Raw genomic sequence first — 26491 nt, 5'->3', positions numbered from 1 at the left:
CGGAATCGGAACGATCATCCTGCCGACTGAAACAAATCGGCGGAACGCCGTCAAGACACTTTCGGCGGCAAAGGATCGCGTACCTGCAATTCGTTTGTCGAGAAGCCCGTTGCGCGGCCGGCACGTTCGAGACTAGGGTTTGTCCGACACGTTCATCACCATCTTGTGCTCCGCCACCTGCCGCGAATCGAGGAAATCGCGCATCGCGAGAGCCACGGTGCGGATAAGCTCCTCCTTGTGCGGATAGTGATTGATCTGCTCCTGGACCCACTCGTCCAGTGCGACTTCTAATGTAGATTGCTGAAAGACCCAAACTTTGCTCATCGACTTCGAATCCAATTATTAATCGGACCCGTATATACCCTCCTGGTATTTCGGGCCGCCGCCCAGGCCGGTACACGCCCGCCCTGGGCTCACGCGGCTCGTCGCCGCGCCGGAGCATCCCTGCCCCGGATTGACGCGGTCTATAAGTTATAGACCGCGTCAATAAGCACACCTCGGCACGCCCGCGAAGTTTCGATGGCGGTGGCGCCCAGGGTGGCCGGAGATCATAATTCAAAGCACCACATTTTAATCGGCGCGACGAACCGTGTTGACCCATCGCACTTCCGAAATTCAAAGCCGGCTTCACCACTTTCTATTTAGCTCGCTCGACGAACTGATGGCCGACCGGCTTGCCATGGATGCTGAATCCGCCGTATTGGACCTTTTCCACCGAACGGCGAGCCGTGTTCCGGCTTACCGAACATTTCTCGGCGCCCATGGCATAGCGCCGGAGACCGTCGGATCCTTTGATGCCTTTCGGCAGCTTCCCCTGATCGACAAGCCCAATTACATGCATGTCTACCCACTGCCGGAGCGCTGCCGCAACGGCCGCTTGGCGGAGTGCGACCGGGTGGCGGTTTCCTCGGGTTCGACCGGAAAACCCACGTTCTGGCCCAGATCGATCATCGACGAGCTCGATATCGCGCTTCGTTTCGAGCAGATATTTCACGACAGTTTCTGGGCGCACGAACGCAGCACGCTGGCCGTGGTTTGCTTCGCCCTCGGGAACTGGGTCGGCGGACTGTACACCACGTCCTGCGCCTGGCATCTCGCAGCCAAAGGGTATCCCCTGATGGTGGCGACGCCCGGCAACAAAAAGGACGAAATCTTCCGGGTGATCCAGGAACTCTCGCCGAGTTTCGAACAAACCGTGCTCCTCGGCTATCCGCCGTTCATCAAAGATGTCATCGATGCGGGTCTTGCCGCCGGAATCGAATGGCCGCGCTATCGGGTGAAAATGGTCTTCGCCGGCGAAGTGTTCAGCGAGGAATGGCGGAACCTGGTAGGCGAGCGGGTCGGCTCGAAAGCGCCCTGCTACGATTCGGCCTCGCTCTATGGCACGGCGGATGCCGGGGTTTTGGGCAACGAAACGCCGCTGAGCATCGCCGTCCGCCGCTTTCTGGCGGACCGCCCCGAGGCGGCCAGGGAGCTCTTCGGCGAATCGCGCCTGCCTACGCTGGTTCAGTACGACCCGATCAGCCGGTTGTTCGAGGTCCACGAGGAAACCCTGGTGGTTTCGGGCGACAACGGAGTGCCGCTGATCCGCTATCACATCGCCGATAAAGGCGGAGTTGTCGGTTACGGTGAGATGCGCGATTTTCTGCGAGATTGGGGAGCGGGCCCGCTGGCCGAATACGGTTTGGACGAAACCTTTCCCTGTAGACCCCTGCCCTTCGTTTATGTATTCGGACGCGCGGATTTCACCGTGTCTTTCTACGGTGCCAATATCTATCCGGAAAACGTGACGGTCGGCCTGGAACAGCCGCATATCATGGCTTGGGCGACGGGCAAATTCGTCCTGGAAACGAAGGAATCGGCAGACGGGGACAAATACCTGAGCGTGACCGCCGAACTTCTGCCCGGCGCCACGGCGGACGATCAGAAATGCCGGACGCTTGCGGAATCCGTCAAAGCGCAGTTGTTGCGGCTCAACAGCGAATTCGCCAACTACACGCCGCCGGAAAAACAACTCCCCAAAGTTACGCTACGGCCGTTCGAGGATCCCGAGTACTTCCCGGCTGGCGCCAAGCACCGGTATACCCGGCGATGAGGCCTTAGCTTGCCCGGCTTTACACGGGAAGACTACGATGCCGGGGACTCTCCGTCGGTAGAGGAAGCTTGCTCCGGTCGGCCAGCGAGACAGCGCAGCACGATCGATAAGCGCTGCACTGTCGCCAACCGGACAGGGAAGCCTGATGGCCTATAGAGCGCTTTTCACCGCGGTTTAGCGGCGAGGATCGGGAGTTTGTAGGTCGGCAATCCTTTGCCGACAAACCCGCTGCGTCGGGAAGGGTCGCGACTAAAGCGACCGTTTGCGATTGGGAAAGGATGCCGACCTACTGCACCTTCGGGCGCCACGCCAAACCGGAAAAATGCTATAGAGCGTAGTTCCGGGAAGAGACCGAGATCAATCCCAGCTCAGAACGCCGCCGGTCTGATATTCCGTTACCCGGGTCTCGAAGAAGTTCTTCTCCTTCTTGAGATCCAGGATTTCGCTCATCCAAGGGAATGGATTGCCAGCGCCGGGGTACTGCTCCGGCAAACCGATCTGGGCGCAGCGTCGGTTGGCGATGAACTCCAGATAATCCTTGAACATGCCGGCATTCAGCCCCAATACGCCACGCGGCATGGTGTCGTAGGCATATTGCGTCTCTATCTCCACCGCCTCGCGAATCATGCGGATGATTTCATCCTGAAAGTCTTTGCGCCAGAGATGCGGATTCTCGATCTTGATTTGGTTGATGACATCGATGCCGAAGTTCATGTGCATCGATTCGTCCCGCAAGATGTATTGAAACTGCTCGGCGGTGCCCGTCATTTTGTTGCGTCGCCCCATCGAAAGGATTTGGGTAAAGCCGACGTAGAAGAAGATCCCTTCGAAAATCACGTAGAAGGCGATGAGATCGCGAAGCAGGCGCTGATCGTCTTCGGGCGTTCCGGTCCGGAATGCGGGATCGCCCAGAGACTGGGTGAACGGCAAGGCCCACTCCGCCTTGCGCGCCACGGCCGGCAATTCACGGTACATGTTGAACACCTCTCCCTCGTCCATGCCGAGAGACTCGACGACATACTGGTAGGCATGAGTGTGCAGAGCCTCTTCGAAAGCCTGGCGCAGCAGATATTGGCGGCACTCCGGATTGGTAATGTGCCGGTATACCGCCAAAACCAGATTGTTGGCCACCAGGGAATCGGCGGTGGAAAAGAATCCGAGATTTCGCTTGATGATGGTGCGCTCGTCTTCGGTCAGTCCGTCGATACTCTTCCAAAGCGCAATGTCCGCGTTCATGTTGATTTCCTGCGGCATCCAGTGATTGGCGCAGGCATCCAGATATTTCTGCCAGGCCCAACGGTACTTGAACGGCACGAGCTGATTCAGGTCGGCGCGGCAATTGATAATCTGCTTGTCATCGACCTGGATGCGCCGGGCCCCCATTTCGATGCTCTCAAGGCCAGTCGCACCGGTACGAGAGTCGCTGCCCGCAGCAATCCCCTGGTCCGCTTCGTATCGCGTTTCAGCAAAAAAATCCTGAAATTCGGGACTGACCTTGCCGGTATCGCGCGCTGCGGCTAGTTCCCCTCCCCATTCCGCCAGCCGGGGCGCATTCGGATTAGTTTCAGCTTTGACGGATTTGCCGGTAACGCCAGCGAGGGGATCTTCCCAATTCAACATGCTTTTTTCCTCTTTTCGGCCCGTGAGTGTTCAGGAGAAATATCTATGCAACTCTCGATCGTTGAGCGGTTGCCAACCTAAGCGACTATATATTGTGCACAAAAACATTATAGACACAATATGTAGGCTATAACTTTTGCCGGCAAGCCTCTCCCGCGTTTTTTGGGCCGAACCGCGCTACCACTGCACGGTAAAGGACATGGTGTTGATGTTCTTCCTGAACACTTCCAGCGCAAAGGGCTGCGCCAGTTTGTAAAGGTCCAAGATGGAATAATCGAGCCCCGGCCGTGCTCCGCTCTTGAATAACGACTCTTCGATGTTCTTGGCCATGATCAGCATCAGATCGTCAAGGTTTTCAGGGGAAACCGGTTTAATATCGCGCAAAAGTTTTTCGGCCATGATCCGAGCTCCTTTGGTTGCTGCGTCGCATCTCGATCGACTGATTCTCTTCCGAGTCCAAGTCGACTCTCGATTTGTGGTATTTATTCTACTCCTTAGACAGTTCGGATGTGGGTTGCCTCCGAACCGGGGATGTGCAAACCGTTCTCGTCAAGCTCTGACAAATGTGATGAAATTTCGACGTTGGGGTTATCTAATAACAAAGGCTGGACACGATGAATAAAAAGACCGACTCCCCCGAAGATCGACGGGTCGCACCGCGTTCGATTTCTTCCGTTCGCACTTATCTCATCCCCCCTGCCGGCAATCCATCACGCGGAATCACCAAAAACCTGAGCCGTTCCGGCATTTTTCTGCAGATGCCCACGCACACAGAGGCATCCGTGGGAAAACCCGCCATGGTCGTTTTTGCCGTCGAAAGAGGAAAAATCGTGCGGTTGCTCCGGTATTCGGTCATCGTCAAACGTGAATCTCAACAAGGATATGGGCTCGAATTCGGGCGGGCGTTATGGTCCACCGCGGTATTCCGCCGTTAATAGGCTGTGTTTACACTGCACGGGATATGGACGGTCTATCGGCCGGCGTACGCCCGAGTGAATCCGGCCAAGAGTTTATCAATCGAGGTTGCCACCTCGCCCTTGACCGGGCGAGGCGCAAAAAGCAGGTTAACGCAATAGCTCGAGTGCCTTCTCGGCCGCTTCTTGTTTAGCCTTGCGTTTTACGACCTGAGCAGCGTCCCGGGTCGATTTGGGTGCATTTTTGACTTGGCTTTTGATCGCCTTGGCCTGATCCACACCGTCCTCGACAGCCTTGACGCCTTGTTTGGCTTGTGCCGGGACAGCATCCTTCAGCTGCCGCTCGGCAGATTCCTTGGCAGTGTCTAGGGCTTGCTCTCCTATCGCAGCAGACGCTTTATCGATGCTTTCCCTCAGGTTTTTGGCTTTCTCTATGCTCTCGGCCGCCACGTGCACTCGCTCGCGTGTACCGCGCTGAACCACCGTTTTGGCAGTATCTTTCAAGAGTTGTTTGGTGGCGCTTTCGATACCAGCCTCGGTAGCGGTTGTCGTGCCGCTCTCCCCTAAAAGCATGACCAGCAACCCCAGCGTTATTGTTTTCATAGGATGTCTCCTCATGTCTGAACACGGACGCCCAAGGCCATCCGTCGGCTAATAGTATGCAGACCGGCCGGCTGTGTATAGCATGGAGTGCGTCAACGCTCGCATTCCTTTAGCTTCATCGCATGAAAACAGAACGCCACAGAACCCCAAAACTGGCTTTACTGCTCGGCATTATCGCGCTCGCGGTCATCGGCATGTTTTTGGTTCCCGCCGTCCCGCAAGACCCGGCCTATCACGAGTTCGCCGACCGCAGCCGGTGGTTCGGCGTGCCGCATTTCTGGAATGTCGCGACCAATCTCCTCTTCCTCCTGGTCGGTCTGACTGCGCTTCGGGAACTCGTCCGGGGAGTGCCGGATCGAACGCTCCCGGAGCTCCGGGCAAGCTATTTCGCCTTCTTCATCGGTATCGTACTGATCGGCCCCGGCTCGGCGTATTACCATCTCGATCCAAACAATACGACACTGGTCTGGGACCGCCTGCCCATGACCGTCGCCTTCATGGCTTTCGTCTCCATCATCGTCGGCGAATACATTTCCCGCCAGGCGGGGCAAAAACTGTTATGGCCGCTGATTCTCGTCGGTATTGCCTCCATCATCTATTGGCACGTGACCGAACAATCCGGACAAGGGGACCTACGCCCTTACGGCCTCGTCCAATTTCTACCCATGCTGCTGATTCCGCTGATACTGCTTTTGTTCTCACCTTCGTTCACGGGAAGCGGGTATATCTGGGCATTGCTCGGGTTCTATTTGGTCGCCAAACTGGCGGAGCTGCTGGATGAGACGATCTTTCAGGTGATGTACCCGATCAGCGGGCATGCGCTCAAACATGTTTTGGCGGCGATAGGGGCTTATTGTTTCTTGCTGGGGCTGAGAAAAAGAAAGCCGATCCGACACGAATGAGCTTTGGCGGAGCAATCCGCCGCCCCCCCGGCAGGGTAAACCGATTACTCGCGGATAAACGTCAATTGTGTTTCCGCCCGCCCCCCATTCGCGCCGCCATCAAAACTCCATGACGACCCTTGCAATCAGGAAATATAAGACTAAGCCGAGAGTATCGACCAGCGTCGTTACAACAGGAGCGCTCACTACCGCCGGATCGATACCGAACCGTCGCGCCAACAGCGGCATGCCTGCACCTACCAGAGTTGCGAGGACACAGATGGCGATCAGGGTCAGGGAAACTGTCGTAGCCAGCCCCGATTCGAACAGCAGCAACACGGGCACATAGGCGAGCAAAGCCACGGCAGTGCCGAGCAGAATGCCGATCCGAGTCTCGCGGAATACCACGCGCCCGACTCCCACCCCGTTGACATCGCCTGTGGCCATGGCACGGATCACGGTAGTCGCCGATTGGGCTCCACAATTGCCCCCAATACCGACGAGAAGGGGTATGAACACCGAGAGACTGATCGTCTGCTCCAGCAGTGATTCGAAAGCGGTGATTACGTTGACCGTCAGGGCGCCGGCCAAGGCAAGCAGCAACAGCCAGACAAAGCGGGCGCGGGCCAGATCCAACAAGGTGATCGAAAAATAGGGACGATCCACCGGCTCGCTACCCCCGGCCCGAGCAAAGTCCTCCTCCTGCTCGAGCTGAACGACGTCCATGGCGTCGTCCACCGTAATCAAGCCGAGCAAATGCCGAGCATCGTCGATTACCGGCAGCGCCAATAGATCCGCCGCCTGAATCAGGCGGGCCACCTGCTCCTGGTCGGTCTCAGGGGCTACCGTGGGTACCGGCGCCAGCATCACGTCCGCCACCTGCTGGTCCGGGTCGGCCAGCACCAGTGCGCTGAGCATTGCCAATCCCACCAGCCGCTCGTCGCCATCGAGGACCGGCAGCACGTTCACTGTACCGACCGCACGGCCCTCGCGGTGGACTAGGATCAACGCATCCCGCACCGAAAGTTCCGGCCGAAGCGGCAGATACTCCGGGTTCATGATGCGGCCCGCGCTCTCCGCAGGGAAGGCGAGCAACTTGTGGGTCAGGCGCCTTTCGCGAGGACTGAGGCGAGCCAGCAGAGCCTGGCCTACCGGCTCAGGCAAGGTATCCAGCAGTCGGACTCGATCATCCGGATCGAGGTCCTCCAGCAACCGATTGACTTGATGATCGCGCAGAAACGCCAGCACCTCCTTCTGAAGCGGCGCTTCGAACTGCTCGAAAACAGTCCGCGCCACCTCCGGCGGATAACGCGACAGCGCCTCTGCCCGCTGCGGCGGTTCCAGCCGCCGTAACGCCTTGACAGCATCGAGCGTGTATTTCGGCATTTCACCGCCTTGATGACTCATCACGTACTGGATTGTTGGATGCCGAAGGCATTTCAGCACGACCATGTGCCAAACTCGAGATTCTGGTGTGTCACGCTGTCCTTTGCAGGCTATTCCATGCGCCTAATTCTTTGGACAACCGGCATGGCCGGTATCGTTCAGAGCTCTTCCGTAATATGGTATTTATCTTTTTCGAGTTCGAAAGAATAAGGTGTCGCTGCCGCGACGGGTTTATGAGTGCGGGTTCTCGGACCCATAGTCAAATGAACCCTCGCGAAGCGAAACCTTTTATTCGGTGGGTTACGGCCGAAGGCCTAACCCACCCTACCATACTGCCGAGTGGACGCATCCCTGCGTCCACCCTTCGGGCCATTCCCGCCCACGCCAGCGATGCTCGGCTGCGTCGACGGACAAATCATCTTCATTCATAAACAATCTATCCAACGTGATGCCCGCATTTTGCAGACGCATTGCTGACTATGAGACTCATCAGCGTCAATTATTCCGGATTCCGGTCAGTGAAATAATGCGATCTTTAAAATCCTCATACTCCTCAGATCGACCATTTATAAGCGTCGAAAGCCGATAAAACCGATTTGTAGAAGGAGACTCACGCTTTGCCATATCAAGATCAATGCGGTCGACATTCACGACAGTCCAGCATTCCACATAACCGGAAGCTTTTGCCTTTTGATGACTTTTTTCAGCTTCTCCGATACGGTTGTGAATGTTGGAAAAATCGGTACCCCCTTTAACTTCGACGGCGATAATGTTCCGAAATTTACCTTTCGCCATTTCTTCACGTATGACAATGTCGGGATCGGGCGCAAATGCGATAGACACCTTGCGCCCTGCGGCGTTTTCGATCTCTATTTTTCCCGAACTCGATGAAGTAGCGGCATGTTGGACGATAAGATGAATCGCCTCAAACACGCGAACAATGCCTTCCGCCCCTTTCTTCACATTCGCTCCGCCACGGAGTTGCGGACCAACCGTCAGCAAGGCCAAGTCGTCCAGTAACTCGCGACTGAGCCGATCTGCGCCGATACCCTCCACCAAGGCGCAAGCGCTATCGATCAAAGCTTTGCACAGCGCGGACAGAGAGGCCTTTTGTCCCTCGTTCAAACGCCCGAACTCTTCCATTGCTTTGAAACCCGAAACACCAAACTCCGCGCTATAAAAAGCTTTCTGACTGAAGCCGAGCAAAAGCCGGTAATACCCTAATAATCGCGGATTCTGTTCAAATAAGCACGGAACAGGAAACACCAACTCGCCACGCAGCCCTCGGGCAGCCAAGGCTTTAAGACAATGTTCGGGAACGTATTCGGATAACTGGGTATTCAGCAGGGCAAGATCGGTCTTCTCTACCGTCGAACCAAGCGCATCCTGCATGTACAAAGTACGCATCTGACCGAGTGCAAATGAAAAATCGATTTGCAATTCGGGTGCGGGAATTCGGAAGGCAGCCATTATGCAGCTACCTTAATGACACTCGGTTCGAAAATACCCAATCTTTGAACCGCCATTCGGACATATTCCGAATGAAGTTCTATACCCACATACCGGCGTCCATGGCTTAAACAAACAAGTCCTACGGTACCTGAACCGAAAAAAGGATCGAGCACGAAATCGTTCGGCTTCGTGGAAGCGAGTATGCAAGGCTCGATTAAAGCGGGCGGAAACGTGGCAAAATGCGCGCCCGGAAATGCTTGGGTATTAATATCCCAGACGCTGCGCCGATTACGTGGTTTTCCGTTTCCCCCTATCTCCCGTATTGCCTCGCGGTCGTAATAATAACGCTCCGATTTGCTGAACATGAATAGATATTCATGGGCACGGGTCGGACGATCAGCAACACTTTCTGGCATCGCATTGGGTTTGTGCCAAACGATGTCGCTGCGGAGATACCACCCATCTTCTTGGAGCGCAAACGCCAGACGCCAGGGAATGCCCAACAAATCTTTGGGTTTAAGACCTTCCGGCGTATCCGGGCGAACGTTCATTGCCCGCGCTGGATTTTTCTTGTCCGGCGCTCGATACCCCCGATTGCCGCTGGTGTAGCCATCGCCGATATTGAGCCATAACAACCCATCGGATTTGAGGACCCGTTTGATTTCCGCAAATATCGCGACGAGCCGGTTCAAAAACTGCGGCAACGTCGGCTCCAATCCGATTTGGCCTTCGATGCCATAATCCCGCAGGCCCCAATAGGGCGGCGACGTGACTACACATTGCACTGATTCCGATGGGATTCGTTGGAGAACGTGAAACGCATCCCCTTCAAACAAGATCGACTCCGTAAGAGGGAATTTTTCCGGCGGAAAGATATGTTCTTGTCGCATGGCGGTTACCTTCAAATTGCTGATCTCGTTCCCCAGCGCATTCCGTCGAATTTTATGCTGGTCGATTTCCTCTAGTCTTTTGTTTCCCTGTTTGCCGCGCCGAGCACCGGAGCTTTCGGCGGGAATAGCCCGGCAGGGGCGTGGAATGGATTCCGCGCGTCGCCAGAGGGGCATGGAAGCCCCTTCTGGCGACCCCCGCCGAAAGCGAGGAGCGGAGGAGACAAGCGGCAATCGGGTGTCCTTTCTTTTGGGTACTGCTGTTTCGCGCCGTCCTGGCGCGAACCCTTCGGGCGCCCTTCGTGCGACCAAATTTGTTCCGGACAAATTTGTCTTTGGACAAGCACAAATTCGCCGGGAGCGAATTTGAACAGCCGGAAGGCTGGCCCGCAGGGTGAAAACCAGGGACGGGTTTCATAGCGAAAAGTACCTCGGCTGTGGGTCCGAGAACCCACACTCAATTCAACCCGTCGCGGCAGCGACACCTTAAAAGCGAAACCTTATTCGGTGGGTTACGGCTACGCCTAACCCACCCTACGACTACGACAGATACGGTATCTCAACGACGATCATCCGGTTCCTTCGCAACGCCTTTAAAGGGTTTGCCATCAGTCTTTTGATCCATAAAACGGCCAGTTGAAGCATCACGCTTTGTCCAATTTCCGTTTTTGGGATTTTGGGTCTGCGACCGATTATCGATAGATCCACGGCGAAAACCGTTACCTGTATTTCTTGCCATAACGTTCTCCCACAATTTATGGGTTAAGCGATAAATTTCCTTCCCTCACCCTAACCCCCTCCCAGAGGGAGAGGGAACTGAAAGGTCCCACAGTAGAGAGGAAGTAAATTATTGACACGCCTCACATTCCGGATCATCAATCGAACACATCTTCACCCCCGAAGCCGCCGCCTCGGCATAGGCGGCTTCCGCCGGGTGGTGCTTCGTTCCGGGAATCGCATCGTCGATGGGGTCGGTCTTCACGGCGTTGAGCTTGCCGTCGAAGGCGGTGCTCTTCTCCACGTGGGTGGCGCCCATGGTGCGGAGGTAGTAGGTGGTCTTGAGGCCGCGAATCCAGGCCAGCTTGTACAGGTTGTCGAGCTTCTTGCCGGAGGGCTCGGCCATGTACAGGTTGAGGGATTGCGCCTGGTCGATCCATTTTTGCCGGCGCGAGGCGGCTTCGACCAGCCAGCGCGGGTCGACTTCGAAGGCGGTGGCGTAGATCTGTTTGAGCTGGTCCGGTATGCGCTCGATCTTTTGCAGGCTGCCGTCGTAGTACTTGAGGTCATTGATCATGACCGCATCCCACAGGTCGAGCTTCTTGAGATCGTTCACCAGATACGGATTGACCACGGTGAACTCGCCGGAGAGGTTCGATTTGACGAACAGGTTCTGATAGGTCGGCTCGATCGACTGCGACACGCCGCAGATATTGGAGATAGTCGCCGTCGGAGCAATCGCCATGGTGTTGCTGTTGCGCATGCCGACCGTTTTCACCCGCTCGCGGAGCGCGTCCCAGTCCAGGGTAAAGCTGCGGTCTTGCTGGAGATAACCGCCCCTGCCCTGTTCGACCAGAGCCATGGAATCGTAGGGCAGGATGCCCTGGCTCCACAGCGAGCCTTCGAAGCTGGAATATCGGCCGCGTTCTTCGGCGAGATCGGTGGACGCCTTGATGGCGTAGTAGCTCACCAGTTCCATGCTCTTGTCCGCAAAGCTTACGGCTTCATCCGAGGCATAGGGGATGCGCAGCTTGTACAGCGTCTCCTGGAAGCCCATGATGCCCAGCCCCACCGGCCGATGGCGCAGGTTCGAGCGGCGCGCCTGGGGAACGCTGTAGTAGTTGATGTCGATGACGTTGTCCAGCATGCGCATTGCGGTGGAGATCGTTTTCTCCAGCTTCTGCGCGTCGAGAACGCCGTCCTCGGTGACGTGATTCGACAGATTCACGCTGCCCAGGTTGCACACGGCGATTTCGTTGTCGTTGGTGTGCAGGGTGATCTCGGTGCAGAGATTGGAGCTGTGAACCACGCCCATGTGCCGGTTGGTATAGCGCAGGTTGCACGGATCCTTGAAGGCGACCCAGGGATGTCCCGTTTCGAACAGCATGGACAGCATCTTGCGCCAAAGCTGGGTCGCCGGAAGCCGCTTGTATAGCGTGATTTCGCCGCGATCCACCTTGGCTTCGTACTCCAAATAGCGCTTCTCGAAGGCTTCGCCGGTGAGGTCGTGCAGATCCGGCGTGTCGCTGGGCGTGAACAGCGTCCAGTCGCCCTCTTCCGCCACCCGCTTCATGAACAGATCGGGCACCCAGTTGGCGGTGTTCATGTCGTGGGTACGGCGGCGATCGTCGCCGGTGTTCTTGCGGAGTTCCAGGAACTCCTCGATATCCAGGTGCCAGGTTTCCAGATAGGCGCACATGGCGCCCTTGCGCTTTCCGCCCTGATTGACGGCGACGGCCGTGTCGTTGGCCACCTTGAGGAAAGGAACGACGCCCTGGGATTTGCCGTTGGTGCCTTTGATATGGGACCCCATGGCGCGAACCCGGGTCCAGTCGTTCCCCAGGCCGCCGGCATATTTCGACAGAAGGGCGTCGTCCTTGATGGCACCGAAGATGCCGTCCAGATCATCCGGCACGGTGGTGAGATAGCACGAGGAGAGCTGCGGGCGCAGTGTGCCGGAGTTGAACAAGGTGGGCGTGGAACTCATGAAATCGAAGCTGGAAAGCAGGTTGTAGAACTCGATGGCTTTCGCTTCACGATCGATTTCGCTGATGGCGAGCCCCATGGCGACGCGCATGAAGAACACCTGGGGCAGCTCGAAACGGACGCCTTTGGCGTGAATGAAGTAACGATCGTACAGCGTTTGCAGGCCCAGATACGTGAACTGAAGATCGCGTTCGGGTTTGAGCGCCGCGCCGAGGCGCTGCAAATCGAATCGGGTCAGCTCGGGCGACAAGAGCTCGAGTTCGGCACCGCGCTTCACGTAATCCGCGAAATATTCCGCATAGCGGTCCGCCATTTCGTCTTGAGTGGCTTCGAAAAAGCCGTGGCCGAGAAAACTCAGCGCTTCGCTGCGCAGGCTGTCCAGCAGCAGCCGGGCGGCCACGTAAGAATAATTCGGCTCCTGTTCGATCCGGGCGCGCGCCGCCATCATAAGCGCCGGGGCCACGTCCTTCTCGGGCACGCCGTCGAACAGGTTGCGCTGCGTTTCTTCCAGAATCCAGGCTCCATCCACGTCGGCGAGATCGCGGCAGGCTTCTTCGACGATCTTTTGCAGGCGCGCCATGTCCAATGGCTTTTGGCTGCCGTCGGGCAGGGTCACGTGAATGACCGGCGCTTGGGCTCCTTCTTGCTCCGCGGCTTTCTGCGCCCGAAGCCGCGCCCTGTCCTCGCGATACAACACGTAAGCGCGGGCGATCTTGTGATGCCCCCCACGCATCAAGCCCAGTTCGACCTGATCCTGAATGTCTTCGATATGAATGGTGCCGCCGGAAGGATTCCGCCGGAACAGGGCATTGACCACCTGGCCGGTCAGCTCCTCGACGGTCTCGTGGATGCGGCGGCTAGCGGCGGCGGTATTACCTTCGACGGCCAAAAATGCTTTGGTAATGGCAACGCTGATCTTGCCGGCGTCGAAAATAGTCACCTTGCCGTTGCGCCGGATGACGCGCATCTCGCCGGGAGCGGTTGCGCGCAGATCGGCGGAAACAGTTGGCAGATCCAAGGGAATCGCGGTCGGCTGATTGGTACGGGCTGCGGATTCGGTTTCCATAGATGCGTGTCCTCCGAGGATGGCTGTATGTATTACGACATACACTATAGAATGTGGTCCGCCATATCGTCAAGCACAACATCCTGTGGTTTACTCTGTTGAGGGCCTGTGGATAAATTGTGCAAGAAAAGCTTTAAAATGTATTGAAATCAAGGTACTTGGCGCACGTCCATTATTCGTCCAACGGGTTTGTTGTACTATTTGTCCGCCAATACACAACAACAATTCATAACAAGGGCAACTTCTCACCATGCAAAGCGTGCGGGAATGGTTGAGTGACTGGGTCAAGCGAGTGCTGCCGAACTCGCAGGCCGTCTCTTTCGCAATTCTTTTGATCGTCGGTTTCGTGCTGGTGATCAGTTTGGGGCAGATGCTCATGCCGGTATTCGCGGCAGGCGTCATTGCCTATCTGCTGGAAGGCCTAGTCGCAATCGGCGTGCGGAAAAAGCTGCCCCGCCTTGCCGCAGTCATCATCGTCTACGTACTTTTCCTCGCTTTTCTATTGTTTTTGTTCGTCGCACTCCTGCCGCTCCTTTATCAGCAAACCGTGCAACTCATAGAGCAGCTGCCGGCTTGGATGAACCGCGGACAAATGCTGGTGATGCAGCTGCCGCAGCAGTATCCGAACTTCATTACCGAGGAACAGATCTACGAATTGACCGGCGTGGTACGGAGAGAACTCCTCGCCTGGGGCCAATCCATGCTGACTTATTCGTACGCGTCCTTGGTCAGCGCCATCACTTTGATCGTCTATCTGATCCTGGTGCCGTTGCTGGTGTTTTTCTTCCTTAAAGACAAGGACTACATCCTCGGTTGGTTTAGCCAATACATGCCCCGCGACCGCAATCTTTCTACCCGTGTGTGGCGCGAGGTAGACATGCAAATCGGAAATTACGTACGCGGAAAGTTCTTCGAGGTCACGGTGCTGCTCGCCGTCAGCTATGCGGTGTTCTCGCTGATGGGGCTCAATTACTCGCTGCTGCTCGCGGTGCTGATGGGGCTCTCGGTGATCATTCCCTACGTCGGCGCGACATTGGTAACGTTTCCGGTGATGATCGTGGCTTTCTTCCAGTGGGGACTCACCGACGATTTTTGGTATTTGCTGCTGGCTTACGGCATCATTCAGGCCCTGGACGGGGTCGTATTAGTACCGCTGCTGTTTTCCGAAGTGGTCAACCTGCACCCGGTGGCCATCATCGTCGCCATCTTGTTTTTCGGCGGGTTCTGGGGATTCTGGGGCGTGTTTTTCGCCATTCCCTTGGCGACATTGGTCAAGGCGGTACTGGCGGCTTGGCCGCGATTGGGGGAAGAGGAAATTCCGCCGGAAGACGCCGCCCCGGCTCAGTTGGTAAAACCACCCAAAACCATACCCTTGAGCCGGGAGCAGGTTTAAACCCGCATTTCTCACCCTCCTTCGTAGCGACGGCGTCGAAACTCCGCTGTGGCGCGCCGCACGGACTGAGCGACGGCGGAGGCGTAGCCGACACTACGTCGAGCCGCCGTGCCAAGGCTATAGGATGTGCCGACCAAGGAAGGGTTGCGACTAAAGCAACCGTTTGCGATTGGGTGCATCGCTCGCGAACGATGCCTGTCCTGAGCCCAGTCGAAGGGCGGTTCGTTCTTCACAGCATCCTACGGCCTCTGTTTGCAATTGGGACGGCGTCCGTAGTAGGAAGGGTCGCTTCGGCGCTCCCGAAGCGACCGTTTGCGATTGGAAGGGCATCTCTGACGCTCCCAGAGATGCCGTTTGCGATTGGAAGGGGCCGACTAGAGCGTTTTCACTCGCTCGCACGGCAAAACAGGCCTGGCAGGAGTCGTTGGCGCCTTCGGCGACGGTAAATTGATTCAAGCATTCGTAGGTCGGCAATCCTTTGCCGACGAAGACGCTCGGCCGGGACGTGGCGTCGGGAAGGGGGGCTTCGGCGCTCCAATCGCAAACGGTCATCCCAGGAGCGCTGGGATGACCCTTCCAATCGCAAACGGCCTGGCCGGGAGCGCCGGCCACGCCCTTCCCGAAGACGCCGTTTGCGATTGGAAGGGTCATTCGGGCGCTCCCCGGATGACCGTTTGCGATTGGGAAGGATTCCCGACCTACTCGCGAGTGCCCGTACAGTAGGTATGAAAATGCTCTAAAGGCCCGTTTGCGATTGGAAGGTCGCGACTAAAGCGACGTTTGCGATTGGAGGAGAGTGAGAAATGCGGGTTAATCTACGATTTTCTCGACTTGGCCACCAAATAGACTTCGGGGCTTCGATCCCGCGAAGCTTTGGGTTTTCGCACCGACACCTTGCCGAACATCTGGCGGGATTTCCGCACGAAGTCGTCGAAGTCGGGTCCTTGGAACAGCTTGGCCACAAAGCTCCCGCCGGGCTTGAGGAGCTGTTCGGCGGTATCGAGAGCCAATTCGGCGAGATACATCGCTCTTGCCTGATCCACAACGCGTGCGCCGCTCATGTTGGGCGCCATATCGGACAAGATCAGGTCGACCGGCCGGCCCTCCAGTTTCGCCTGCAACTGCTCCAATACGGATTCTTCCCGAAAATCGCCCTGAATTGCGGTCACACCCGGAATCGCTTCCATCGGCAGAAGATCAAGCGCTATAATTTCGCCGCTTTTTCCGATCCGCTCAGCTGCGTACTGGGACCAACCGCCCGGCGCGGCTCCCAAGTCCAGCACCACCATGCCCGGCTTGAACAAGTGCTCCCGCTCGTCCAATTCTTTCAGCTTAAACACCGCCCGTGAGCGGTAGCCAAGCGCTTGGGCTTGTTTTACATATTCGTCGGAAAAGTGTTCGGCCAGCCAACGACGGCTGCTTCGACTACGCGGCATAATCTAATGTACGGCCAAATTGAATCCCAGTTCCCGAGGAAATCCGAGTTGAAATCTGATTATAAGAAATTCTTGCGTGCCAAGGCCCATTCCCTGAAACCCGTCGTCATCACCGGCCAGGCGGGAATCACACCCGCCGTATTGAACGAGATCGGTTTAGCCTTGGACCATCATGAATTGATCAAGGTGCGGGTGAACGCCGCCGACCGAGAAGAACGCCGCGAGATGACCGCCCAGATCTGCGGAGAACTGGGCGCCGAATTGATTCAATCGATCGGCCATATCATCACGCTTTATCGGCAAAATCCTGACAAGAAATAACTAAATATATTTGACCGAGCAAACTTCGAATTCCCTTACGCCACCCGGCGCCTGTACCGTCGCGACATCGCCCTCCCGCTTGCCGATCAGCGCCCGGGCGATGGGCGAGGTGATGGAGATCAGTCCTTCCTTGATATTGGCTTCATCCTCGCCGACGATTTGGTAAGTCACCGAATCGCCGCTGCCCATGTCTTCAAGCTCGACCGTGGCCCCAAAAACCACCTTGCCCCCGGCATTGAGCGTCGTCACATCGATGATTTGAGCGTGCGCCAACTTGGCCTCGATTTCCTTGATCCGGCCTTCGGTAAATCCCTGTTGCTCGCGCGCCGCGTGATATTCCGCGTTTTCCTTCAAATCGCCGTGCGACCGAGCCTCGGCGATGGCTTCGATAATCCTCGGGCGCATGACTGTCTTAAGGTGGTTAAGCTCTTCGCGCAGCTTTTCTGCCCCACGGGCGGTCAGTGGAACTTTATTCATAGTTGCGTTTCCTCAAAAGTCACACTTTGCAGAATTCCTGGTGCAAATCCTGTAGGCGATTGACATCGCCGGCATCCAGTTCGCTAAGGGCGGAACAGGTGGCACGGGCACCGGAAATAGTAGTCGTGTAGGTAATCTGCTGTTGCAGTGCCTGGCGCCGAATGGTGAATGAATCGGCAATGGCTTTCTTGCCTTCGGTCGTGTTGATGATGAACTGGAGTTCGTCGTTCTTGATCATATCCACGATATGCGGACGCCCCTCGTAAACCTTGTTCACGGTGATGCAAGGTATGCCGGCGTCTTCGAGCACTCTCGCCGATCCGCGCGTGGCCACTAATCGGAAACCTTTGGCCAGAAGATCTCGGGCTATCGGGATGACCTTGGACTTGTCGCTCTCCCTCACACTGATCAGCACATTGCCGCTGTGGGCCAGTTTTACGCTGGCGGCGCGCTGCGCTTTGGCGTAAGCCTCGCCGAACGTGACTCCCACGCCCATCACTTCGCCGGTGGACTTCATTTCCGGGCCGAGCAGCGGGTCCACGCCGGGGAATTTGATGAAGGGAAACACCGCCTCTTTGACCGAGTAATACTCCGGTACGCGTTCCTCGAAGATGCCTTGTTCGTCCAGACTTTTTCCCACCATACAGCGGGCCGCGATCTTGGCCAGCGGATAGCCGGTGGCCTTGGATACGAACGGAACGGTGCGCGAAGCGCGCGGATTGACTTCCAGAATGAAAATTTCTTCGCCCTTGATGGCGAACTGGGTGTTCATGAGCCCCACAACGCCCAGGGCCTCGGCAAGCTGACGAACCTGTTCGCGCACCCGAGTCTGAAGCTCGGGGCTCAAATCATACGGCGGAATCGAGCACGCCGAATCGCCGGAATGCACGCCCGCCTGCTCGATGTGCTGCATCAGTCCGCCGATCAGGACTCGTTTTCCGTCGCATATCGCGTCGACGTCCATTTCGATGGCATCGTCCAGGAACCGGTCCAACAGCACCGGCGACTCGTTGGAAACGCTCACCGCCTCGCGCATGTAGCGCCCCAGGTCCTCGTCGTTGAACACGATTTCCATGGCCCGCCCGCCTAATACATAAGACGGCCGCACCACCAGCGGATAGCCGATTTCGTTCGCGCAGCGCATGGCTTCGTCCAGGGAACGCGCGGTGCGGTTGGGCGGCTGTTTGAGATTTAGGCGATCGACCAGCTTTTGGAAACGCTCCCGGTCCTCCGCCAGATCGATGGAATCGGGCGAGGTGCCGATAATGGGCGCATCGGCCGCCTCCAGCGCCCGCGCCAGCTTCAGCGGCGTCTGGCCACCGTACTGGACGATGACCCCGGCTGGTTTTTCCAGATCAATGATCTCCAGCACGTCTTCCAGCGTGAGCGGTTCGAAATAGAGCCGGTCGGACGTGTCGAAGTCGGTGGAGACCGTTTCCGGGTTGCAGTTGATCATGATGGTTTCGTAACCATCTTCACGCAGCGCCATCGCGGCGTGCACGCAGCAGTAGTCGAATTCGATGCCCTGGCCGATTCGATTGGGTCCGCCGCCCAAAACGATGATTTTCTTCCGCTCGGTAGGATTCGCCTCGCATTCTTCCTCATAAGTGGAATAAAGGTAGGCCGTTGCCGTGGCGAACTCCGCCGCACAAGAATCGATGCGCTTGTAAACCGGACGGATGCCGTGCTTGTGGCGCACGGCCCGGACTTCCGACTCGGCGCTGCCCAACAGCGCCGCGAGACGCGAATCGGCGAACCCTTTGCGTTTTAAAGCGAACAGTTCTTCCGAAGACAGCGTGGCCAAGGTGCGCTTCGCCAGTCCCATTTCTTCCTGCACCAACTCCTCGATCTGGGCCAGGAACCACGGGTCGACGCGGCAATGGGCATGCACCTCGTCCAACATCCATCCCGCCCGGAAAGCGTCGGCGATATAGAAGATGCGCTCGGGTCCGGGATGACGAAGCTCCCGAAGAAGAATATTGCCGGCATCCTCGGCGGAAACGTCGAGCTTTCCGACCAGACCGTCCACGCCGGTTTCCAGGCTGCGCAGGGCTTTTTGCAGAGACTCATGGAAGGTGCGGCCTATGGCCATGGCCTCGCCGACCGACTTCATTTGGGTCGTCAGCCGATCGTCCGCCTGCGGAAACTTTTCGAACGCGAACCGGGGCACCTTGGTGACCACGTAATCGATGGTCGGCTCGAACGAGGCCGGCGTCGCGCCTCCGGTGATCTCGTTCCTGAGTTCGTCCAGCGTATAGCCGACCGCCAGTTTGGCAGCAACCTTGGCGATCGGGAATCCGGTCGCCTTGGACGCCAGGGCCGAGGAACGGCTCACGCGGGGATTCATCTCGATGACGATCATACGCCCGTCCTTGGGGTTAATCGCGAACTGTACGTTGGAACCGCCGGTGTCGACTCCGATCTCGCGCAGCACCGCGATGGAGGCGTCGCGCATGATCTGGTATTCCTTGTCCGTCAGGGTCTGCGCCGGGGCGACGGTGATGGAGTCGCCGGTATGGACTCCCATGGGATCCAGATTCTCGATGGAGCAGATGATGATGCAGTTGTCCTTGCGGTCGCGCACCACTTCCATCTCGAACTCTTTCCAGCCCAGCACCGATTCCTCGATGAGAAGCTCGTGGGTGGGCGAAAGTTCCAGGCCGCGTTCGCAAATTTCGACGAATTCCTGTCGGTTGTAGGCGATGCCGCCGCCCGAACCGCCCAGCGTGAATGAAGGACGGATGATGGCCGGAAAGCCGATTTCGTCCAGACAGGCGAGCGCTTCTTCCAGGCTGTGGGCAACGCCGGAACGGGCCGAGCCCAGACCGATCTTGGTCATGGCCTGCTTGAATTTTTCCCGGTCTTCGGCCTTGTCGATGGCTTCCTTGGAGGCTCCGATCATCTGTACGCCGAATTTCTCCAGCACCCCGTTACGGTCCAGATCGAGCGCGCAATTCAGCGCGGTCTGTCCGCCCATGGTCGGCAACAGCGCGTCCGGCCGCTCCTTCTCGATGATTTTGGCGACGGTCTGCCAGTCTATAGGCTCGATGTAGGTGGCATCGGCCATCTCCGGATCGGTCATGATGGTGGCCGGGTTGGAGTTGACCAGGATCACCCGGTAGCCCTCTTCCTTTAGTGCCTTGCACGCCTGTGCGCCGGAATAGTCGAACTCGCAGGCCTGCCCGATGACGATGGGACCGGCGCCGAGTAAAAGGATGGACTGAATGTCGGTTCTTTTAGGCATGAAGCGTTGTATCGTTGATCTATGTCTGAGCGAAAACCGTTCCGGACTGTGCGAATAAACTCAACCTGCGGGTACCGTGCGTGCGGACCGGCCGTCCTGGCGACAGGCCATGCTTTCGATAAAGCGGTCGAACAACGGCGTCAGGTCGTGCGGTCCGGGACTGGCCTCGGGATGGCCTTGAAAACTGAAGGCCGGGCGATCGGTCAGCTCGATGCCCTGCAGGCTGCCGTCGAAGAGCGAGCGGTAGATCGGTCGTACGTTTCGCGGCAGGCTGCCTTCGTCCACAGCAAAGCCGTGATTTTGGCTCGTGATCAATACGCGACCGGTATCCAGTTCCTGAACGGGGTGGTTGGCGCCGTGGTGACCGAACTTCATCTTCATCGTCCTCGCGCCGCTTGCCAAAGCTAACAACTGATGGCCGAGACATATACCGAATACCGGAATCTGGATGTCCAGAAACTCCCGGATTGCTTGGATGGCGTAATCGCAAGGCTCGGGATCGCCCGGTCCGTTCGATAAGAAGATTCCGTCCGGGTTCAATGCCAGAACCTCACGGGCCGATGCCGTGGCCGGAACTACCGTCAAGCGGCAACCCCTGTCGGCGAGAAGGCGAAGAATATTGCGTTTGACGCCGAAATCATATGCGACCACATGGAAGCGATTCTGATCGAGTTCGCCGTATCCCTGCCCGAGCTGCCAGGACGTTTCCAACCACGCATAGCTTTGTCGTGCGGTGACCTCCTTGGCCAGGTCCATGCCTTGCAGCCCCGGAAATTCCCGCGCTTTGGCGACGGCATAATCCGGGTCGATCTCTTTGCCGGCGATAAGGCAACCGCGCTGGGCTCCCTTGTCGCGAAGAGTGCGGGTCAGTTTCCGGGTGTCGATTCCGGCAATGCCAACCACCCTATTTTCTTTCAGATACTCCGGGAGCCCCTTGTCGGCCCGCCAATTGCTCAAGCGCGTCGGCACGTCGCGAACAACCAGTCCGCTGGCGTAGACGCCCCCCGACTCCACGTCTTCACGGTTGATGCCGACGTTACCGATGTGCGGATACGTGAGCGTTACGATTTGGCGGGCATAGGACGGGTCCGTCAGGATTTCCTGGTAGCCGGTTATGGACGTGTTGAAAACCACTTCACCGACGGAACAATCTTCTGCTCCGATGGATATACCCCGAAAAACGGTGCCGTCTTCCAAGGCCAGCAATGCGAGCGTGTTCAATTTGTGTCACCTTAGACATGCAAAACGGGAGGGACCATATGGTCCGTCCCGTTGCTGTTATTCGTGGATATCGCTAATTTAACGGGGATTTTACGAAAAATGGGCATCTGCTGTCTATGAGGGTCAGTCAACCGTCCGGTCGACGCCCCGCCCTTCGGAGTCTTCACAATCGGCTGTGGGTTCCGTCGCACATGGGTTGCTTATCGGTATGCTTGCAGCCGCAGAGCCAGACTTTCTTTGCCTCGGCAAGTTCGAAAACTACTGGCGAAAACTCCGTTCCCTTATGGGAACCGTCACAAAACGGTTGCTTGGCGGATCGCCCGCAGGCACACCACCAGTATTTACCCGGCGCTAGATCCATGGCGTACGGGGCCTTCTGAGGGATGGTCGGTTCGGACATGGCTATCTCCTGTTCTCGTTCTAAGGGCAAAGAAGGTGACATAAATAGGCCTGATCTGTCATCAGTCTGGATAATCCATGATCAGTTTTCGAGCGGCCGGAGTTCGCCGTACGTGCGCCCCATCGTCCCGAGTTTCGGAGATACGACTCGGAACGACTAATCGCGGTTCCGCACAGAGCCACGCCGAATCATATTCTTAGCCCCAGAGGATTATCGGGATCGATATGGTCCATAAACGGTTTACGGCGGTCCTGATCGGTGACTTGGTAAATACACCCCAACCAATTGTTGAACACCGCTTTCGCAGTATCCCGCCAAGTGTTGTCCAAATGCCGGATCACCTCCTCTTCGGGAAACTCCGGAGGCGTTTTGCCAAGGCGCCGGGCGCTTCGGAGATGTTGACCGTATTCGTTAAGTACACCGCCCACGTCCAAATTGAAATAATGTTCCGGAAACGGCGGATAATCCTCGCGTTCTCCGTAGTAGTGGCGCATCACTTCGCGCTTGTACTCCTTCAGCAGGCTGATCGTGTCGTACTCCGGATGCCCTTGGAAATAGACTACGCGGAACAGGTCCGGGCTCACCGCGAGATGGACGCCCGCCTCCTCGCTTTCAACCAGAACTTTAAGCCCGGCAGCTTCCATATCTTCCCGAAAAATTTCATTGTAACGGGAGTGAGGCACGTCGAAACGGGTATTGATGTCGGCAACCAAAGGATGGCGCCGCTCGACCACTCGGTGGGAATAGACTCCCCAACGCTTGAAGCCCAAATGAGTGCGCTCTACGCCGTGGCAATACTGAAACAGCGCATGGGTCGCAAGACACGAACATAAAATGGACGTGACGTTCTGCTTCGCCCAGTCGAACACTTCGGTCAACGGTTGCCAGAACGCCTCCTCAGGAAGATGCGGATGAGTGACGTTCGCGCCGCTCACGATCAGCCCGTCGAGCCCATCGCGCTTGATTTGCCCGAAGGTCTCGTAATAGCGGTCGATATGGTTTTGCGCCTGTTCGCTCCGCTGTATGCCTTCGATCGTGAACGGATGCATGTGAAACTGCACGATCGGATTGGCGGCCCCAACCAGGCGAAAAAATTGCCGCTCGGTCGCCTCCAGAGCCGAATCCGGCATCATATTGAGAAGCCCGATATGCATTTCTCGGATGTCCTGATGGCGAGCGCGCTCGACCGAGAGGATTTCCTGCCCCTCCTCCCTCAAGCGCCTGAACGTGGGCAATTCGGTGTGCGCTACCAAAGACATGTCTTCAAGCTCTCCGAAACTGAATTAACGCGATCAGCGCGCCAAGGCGTCCATGATGAGACGAATGAAATCGTCCTCACCTCGAACGTTCGCAATCTCATTGGCATCGACGGTGTAGCCGTATTCGTCGGCGATGGCCTGGTAATTGGGCAAGCGCGCGCGGAACAGCCGGGGAAACACCCAGGAAACGAATTCGTCCGGCGGGATATCCTCGATGGCCGAATAGGCTTTTTCCGCCATGAATTCGGCGAGTTGCCGGTCCAGAAACTCTTCCCGATAGTACAGCGGCTTGGGATCGCGTTGAGCGCGCTCGATTAGAAGATGCTCCAATTCCGGAGTGGTCTTGATATACAGAATAATCGTGTGCTCGGCGAGAATCCTGATGGTTTCCGGATCTTCCAGTTCGCAGACGCTGCCGCCCGCGTCATTGATGAAATGCTTGTAGCCGTAGATAGAGTCGACCTTTTCGATAAATTCCGGCACGTCGCGCATGGCGGCGATTTCGGCCTGCCGGTGCAGGGCCTGACGACGCTTGAACTCGGCCGGAGTGAGTCCGCCCTTCGCCGGATCGCCGATTTTCCCGAGGAACGTCGAAACCGGCGCCAAGTTGTCTACGGTGATGTTGCTGCGGATATAAATCGAATCGGAACGCAGCAAATCGCGCAAGAACGGCACGTCCATGGCTTGCCGCTTGATATTGTCGAGAATCGGCTCGTCCAGATACCGGGTGCCGATTCGATAGTCGCCGGAGTAATGGAACCACGTCTTCTTGGGCAAACTATTGGCCAGCGTCGTTTTGCCGACGCCGGACATGCCCAGCAGCGTGATGCGTTTGGTCTCCCAGTCCAAGAACGCCTTGGGGCTCATTCTCATGGTATGTTCCGTGTCAGTGTGTAATGAGCGGTTACTCGCCCCGGTTGATCATGTGAGTCGCAGTCTGCGCGAATGCCCGGGCCAGAGACTCGCGCAAAGCGGGGTCCAGGGGCATATCGTCGAGAGCCTTATACATACAAAGCAGCCATTGATCCCGTTCCTTCGTGCCGATAGAAAACGGAAAATGCCGCATCCGAAGGCGCGGATGCCCGAACTCCTCCTGAAAAAGATCGGGACCTCCCAGCCAACCGGACAGAAACTTGAACAGCTTGTCTTTCGAACCGGCCAAATCCGCAGGATGCATCGCTCGAATATCGAGAGCTTCCGGCATTACATCCATGTACCCGTAAAATCTTTCCACCAGTTCCCGAACGGCGCTCTCGCCGCCGACGAGTTGGTACGGGGTCATTACGTCGGGGGGATTCATCATAATTCCGATACGTCAAAAATCGCGCGAATTTTAACAGGTTCGGTTCCTGAGCGGTTTAACTCGATCGGGCGGTCTCCCCAATTTGAGATGATATGTTTAATATAAAACACCGCGAGCGAATCAACCGCGCTAGCGATACACGCTGGTTATCCGCTTGATGACTTGACGCAAGGCCATCGCCTCGCGATTATGGGCGCTCATGCGATGGAATACGCGGCTTGAGCAACTATTAGCATCCGCCTCCGACTTGTTACCAATCGTCAAAAACTGCAAACGGTTTATCCCGGCTGATTATCCGTCCAATCGAACTCGTGACCACAACACCTTCGCTCGACCTTAAGACGAAACTGCAAGTTACCTGTCAAAATTGCAGTTTGACTTCATTGTGCATTCCTCGGGGATTAGCCCAGGAGGATATCGAACGCATCAGCCGCATCGTCGCTCGTAAGAAAACCTTACAACGAGGCGAGCATCTCTTCCGCGAGGGCGACAAGTTCCGCGGGGTCATCGCGATCAAGGGAGGAACGGCCAAGACCGTCATTTACGACGCGCAAGGCTACGAATACATCACCGGCTTGCTGTTACCGGGGGAACTATTAGGTTTCGACGCACTGGCCACGAATCACCACAAGTGCTCTGCAATCGCGCTCGAAACCTTGAGCTACTGCGAACTTCCCGCCAATCAACTCGACCAATTGTGCCACGAAGTACCGAATTTGCTGCGGGAACTTTTCCGCCATGCCAGCGCCAAGCTGGACGAGGAAACGGATCAAGTAATTGTCAACAAGCGCGCGGCAGAAGACCGGGTTGCCATGTTTATCCTGAATCTGTCCGACCGCCTTCGAAAACGCGGCTTTTCGCCGGTGGACTTCAATCTCACCCTTACTCGTCAGGAAATAGGCAATTTTTTGGGATTAGCACTCGAGACGGTCAGCCGTACCTTGCGGAATCTAGAAGATGCCGGGCTGATTACGGTCCGCCATAAACATATCCGTATACTGGATCTAGAGGCATTGAGAGCCACATATACCCACCGCTGATTCAGCCTAACCGCATTTTCAACAAGCCCGAATAATTCGGATCTTCGCGGGACGGCAATGTCCCTAGCGCCACGGGATACCGGCCGGCAACCCATAGAGAAATATCGCCTCACAAGACCTAAACGAAAAAAGGCGCGCAGAGCTGAACTCGGCGCGCCTTTAAGTAGAGACTGAAAAAGGATAATTATTTCTTCTCAGACTCTTTGAATTTCGTTAGAAGACCTTTCGCAGGCTTCGCTTCTTTAACGGTATCGGCAACCTGAAGGTATTTTTCTACCGTAGCGTCCAGATCAGCCGGTTGGCCCACTACCATCACGGCGCCCATGCGAGCACCCCAGTGCGGCGGACATTTGAAGACGTACAGACCCTCTTTCTCGACGGCATAGTCGTAATCGGCGCCCATAGCGGACAGCATTTTCGGAGCCCCTTCCGGCCACATGCCTTCTACGCTCTCCACGAAATGGGTCGCCATATTGCGGAACGAAATAACATCGCCAACTTTAGCGTGAATAAACTCGGGCGCGAATTTCACACCTTGGCCTTTTACTTCGATCGTCTCCGCGTTAACGGCGGCCGATGCCAGCATCGCCACACCCGCCACAGCAAGCATCGCTTTCTTAGCAAAAATCATTACATAACCTCCAACACTACTGTTTTTCGTTCTCACGGATACCAGGCAAATCGGACAACAAACCCTGTTTTGCCAAAGCCGTTTTCCTGAACTGATCCGATATATCACCGTACACCGCGGCGCAGGATGATACACCAATTTGGCTTAATTAGCTATGAA

General features: G+C 56.7%; 23 protein-coding genes and 1 pseudogene. 6 read left to right on the top strand and 18 right to left on the bottom strand.

What is annotated here, in order from left to right; all coding sequences use genetic code 11:
* Positions 1-132 precede the first annotated feature (132 nt).
* Positions 133-324, bottom strand: a complete 192-nt coding sequence (locus ACR2TX_RS15620; RefSeq protein WP_434130037.1) for a hypothetical protein — start codon at positions 322-324, stop codon at positions 133-135.
* A 337-nt stretch (positions 325-661) separates the two neighbouring features.
* Here ACR2TX_RS15620 and ACR2TX_RS15615 point away from each other — a divergent pair, with 337 nt between their 5' ends.
* Positions 662-2095 carry a phenylacetate--CoA ligase family protein gene (locus tag ACR2TX_RS15615; protein WP_240507092.1) on the top strand — a complete coding sequence of 478 codons (1434 nt, stop codon included), beginning with the start codon at positions 662-664 and terminating at the stop codon, positions 2093-2095.
* A 357-nt stretch (positions 2096-2452) separates the two neighbouring features.
* Here ACR2TX_RS15615 and ACR2TX_RS15610 read toward each other — a convergent pair.
* A pseudogene (locus ACR2TX_RS15610) lies at positions 2453-3520 on the bottom strand (ribonucleotide-diphosphate reductase subunit beta); the annotation flags it as partial.
* Positions 3521-3892: 372 nt separating this feature from the next.
* Entirely contained in the window at positions 3893-4114 is a 222-nt protein-coding gene (locus ACR2TX_RS15605) for a hypothetical protein (protein WP_077729863.1), read from the bottom strand.
* Positions 4115-4329: 215 nt separating this feature from the next.
* On the opposite strand from ACR2TX_RS15605, the gene ACR2TX_RS15600 reads away from it, so the two are divergent.
* Entirely contained in the window at positions 4330-4650 is a 321-nt protein-coding gene (locus ACR2TX_RS15600) for a PilZ domain-containing protein (protein WP_077729864.1), read from the top strand.
* Between the two features lie 129 nt (positions 4651-4779).
* Here the strand turns inward: ACR2TX_RS15600 and ACR2TX_RS15595 are convergent, their stop codons facing one another.
* Positions 4780-5232, bottom strand: a complete 453-nt coding sequence (locus tag ACR2TX_RS15595) for a hypothetical protein (RefSeq protein ID WP_347258360.1) — start codon at positions 5230-5232, stop codon at positions 4780-4782.
* Between the two features lie 122 nt (positions 5233-5354).
* On the opposite strand from ACR2TX_RS15595, the gene ACR2TX_RS15590 reads away from it, so the two are divergent.
* Entirely contained in the window at positions 5355-6134 is a 780-nt protein-coding gene (locus tag ACR2TX_RS15590) for a ceramidase domain-containing protein (RefSeq protein ID WP_434130034.1), read from the top strand.
* A 99-nt stretch (positions 6135-6233) separates the two neighbouring features.
* Here the strand turns inward: ACR2TX_RS15590 and mgtE are convergent, their stop codons facing one another.
* The 5 genes from mgtE to ACR2TX_RS15565 form a co-directional block, all read right to left on the bottom strand.
* The gene (gene mgtE, locus ACR2TX_RS15585) at positions 6234-7565 is read right to left on the bottom strand and encodes a magnesium transporter (RefSeq protein WP_434130032.1); all 1332 of its coding nucleotides are present in this window, start codon (positions 7563-7565) and stop codon (positions 6234-6236) included.
* A 429-nt stretch (positions 7566-7994) separates the two neighbouring features.
* The gene (locus tag ACR2TX_RS15580) at positions 7995-8969 is read right to left on the bottom strand and encodes an XcyI family restriction endonuclease (RefSeq protein ID WP_086135028.1); all 975 of its coding nucleotides are present in this window, start codon (positions 8967-8969) and stop codon (positions 7995-7997) included.
* Positions 8969-9841, bottom strand: a complete 873-nt coding sequence (locus ACR2TX_RS15575) for a DNA-methyltransferase (protein ID WP_086135080.1) — start codon at positions 9839-9841, stop codon at positions 8969-8971. The genes ACR2TX_RS15580 and ACR2TX_RS15575 overlap by 1 nt, the downstream gene beginning before the upstream one ends.
* Before the next feature lie 556 nt (positions 9842-10397).
* Positions 10398-10577 (bottom strand): hypothetical protein, encoded by a 180-nt coding sequence (locus tag ACR2TX_RS15570; protein ID WP_086135027.1) that lies wholly within the window; start codon positions 10575-10577, stop codon positions 10398-10400.
* Between the two features lie 108 nt (positions 10578-10685).
* The gene (locus tag ACR2TX_RS15565; RefSeq protein WP_434130029.1) at positions 10686-13607 is read right to left on the bottom strand and encodes a ribonucleoside-diphosphate reductase subunit alpha; all 2922 of its coding nucleotides are present in this window, start codon (positions 13605-13607) and stop codon (positions 10686-10688) included.
* Between the two features lie 250 nt (positions 13608-13857).
* Here ACR2TX_RS15565 and ACR2TX_RS15560 point away from each other — a divergent pair, with 250 nt between their 5' ends.
* A complete protein-coding gene (locus ACR2TX_RS15560; protein WP_077729870.1) occupies positions 13858-15000 on the top strand; it encodes an AI-2E family transporter in 1143 nt (380 codons plus the stop codon).
* An 815-nt stretch (positions 15001-15815) separates the two neighbouring features.
* Here the strand turns inward: ACR2TX_RS15560 and rlmE are convergent.
* Complete coding sequence (gene rlmE / locus ACR2TX_RS15555; RefSeq protein ID WP_077729871.1) at positions 15816-16436, bottom strand: 23S rRNA (uridine(2552)-2'-O)-methyltransferase RlmE; 621 nt, start codon at positions 16434-16436, stop codon at positions 15816-15818.
* A 48-nt stretch (positions 16437-16484) separates the two neighbouring features.
* Here rlmE and yhbY point away from each other — a divergent pair, with 48 nt between their 5' ends.
* Entirely contained in the window at positions 16485-16757 is a 273-nt protein-coding gene (gene yhbY, locus ACR2TX_RS15550) for a ribosome assembly RNA-binding protein YhbY (RefSeq protein ID WP_240502471.1), read from the top strand.
* Here yhbY and greA read toward each other — a convergent pair whose 3' ends face one another.
* From greA to ACR2TX_RS15515, 7 genes are all read right to left on the bottom strand, one after another.
* Positions 16758-17234, bottom strand: a complete 477-nt coding sequence (greA, locus tag ACR2TX_RS15545) for a transcription elongation factor GreA (protein WP_077729873.1) — start codon at positions 17232-17234, stop codon at positions 16758-16760.
* Positions 17235-17253: 19 nt separating this feature from the next.
* Complete coding sequence (gene carB, locus ACR2TX_RS15540) at positions 17254-20478, bottom strand: carbamoyl-phosphate synthase large subunit (protein ID WP_434130026.1); 3225 nt, start codon at positions 20476-20478, stop codon at positions 17254-17256.
* A 60-nt stretch (positions 20479-20538) separates the two neighbouring features.
* Entirely contained in the window at positions 20539-21699 is a 1161-nt protein-coding gene (gene carA, locus ACR2TX_RS15535; protein ID WP_077729875.1) for a glutamine-hydrolyzing carbamoyl-phosphate synthase small subunit, read from the bottom strand.
* 163 nt (positions 21700-21862) lie between these two features.
* Positions 21863-22099 carry a CDGSH iron-sulfur domain-containing protein gene (locus ACR2TX_RS15530; protein WP_077729876.1) on the bottom strand — a complete coding sequence of 79 codons (237 nt, stop codon included), beginning with the start codon at positions 22097-22099 and terminating at the stop codon, positions 21863-21865.
* A gap of 188 nt (positions 22100-22287) precedes the next feature.
* Complete coding sequence (metA, locus tag ACR2TX_RS15525) at positions 22288-23358, bottom strand: homoserine O-succinyltransferase MetA (RefSeq protein ID WP_434130023.1); 1071 nt, start codon at positions 23356-23358, stop codon at positions 22288-22290.
* 33 nt (positions 23359-23391) lie between these two features.
* Entirely contained in the window at positions 23392-24231 is an 840-nt protein-coding gene (locus ACR2TX_RS15520) for an ATPase (protein WP_077729878.1), read from the bottom strand.
* 31 nt (positions 24232-24262) lie between these two features.
* Positions 24263-24658: a group II truncated hemoglobin gene (locus ACR2TX_RS15515; protein ID WP_077729879.1), complete on the bottom strand. Its 396-nt coding sequence runs from the start codon at positions 24656-24658 to the stop codon at positions 24263-24265.
* A gap of 377 nt (positions 24659-25035) precedes the next feature.
* On the opposite strand from ACR2TX_RS15515, the gene ACR2TX_RS15510 reads away from it, so the two are divergent.
* Positions 25036-25701, top strand: coding sequence for a helix-turn-helix domain-containing protein (locus tag ACR2TX_RS15510; protein ID WP_240502472.1), 666 nt, complete (start codon positions 25036-25038; stop codon positions 25699-25701).
* Positions 25702-25885: 184 nt separating this feature from the next.
* On the opposite strand, the gene ACR2TX_RS15505 is transcribed toward ACR2TX_RS15510, so the two are convergent.
* Positions 25886-26332 carry a plastocyanin/azurin family copper-binding protein gene (locus ACR2TX_RS15505; protein WP_077729881.1) on the bottom strand — a complete coding sequence of 149 codons (447 nt, stop codon included), beginning with the start codon at positions 26330-26332 and terminating at the stop codon, positions 25886-25888.
* Positions 26333-26491: the final 159 nt, after the last annotated feature.

The organism is Methylocaldum sp. GT1BB (genome assembly GCF_051027545.1).
Lineage (GTDB): Bacteria > Pseudomonadota > Gammaproteobacteria > Methylococcales > Methylococcaceae > Methylocaldum.
The sequence above is the reverse complement of the archived record's forward strand: the minus strand, read 5'-3'. Positions and strand labels throughout refer to the sequence as shown.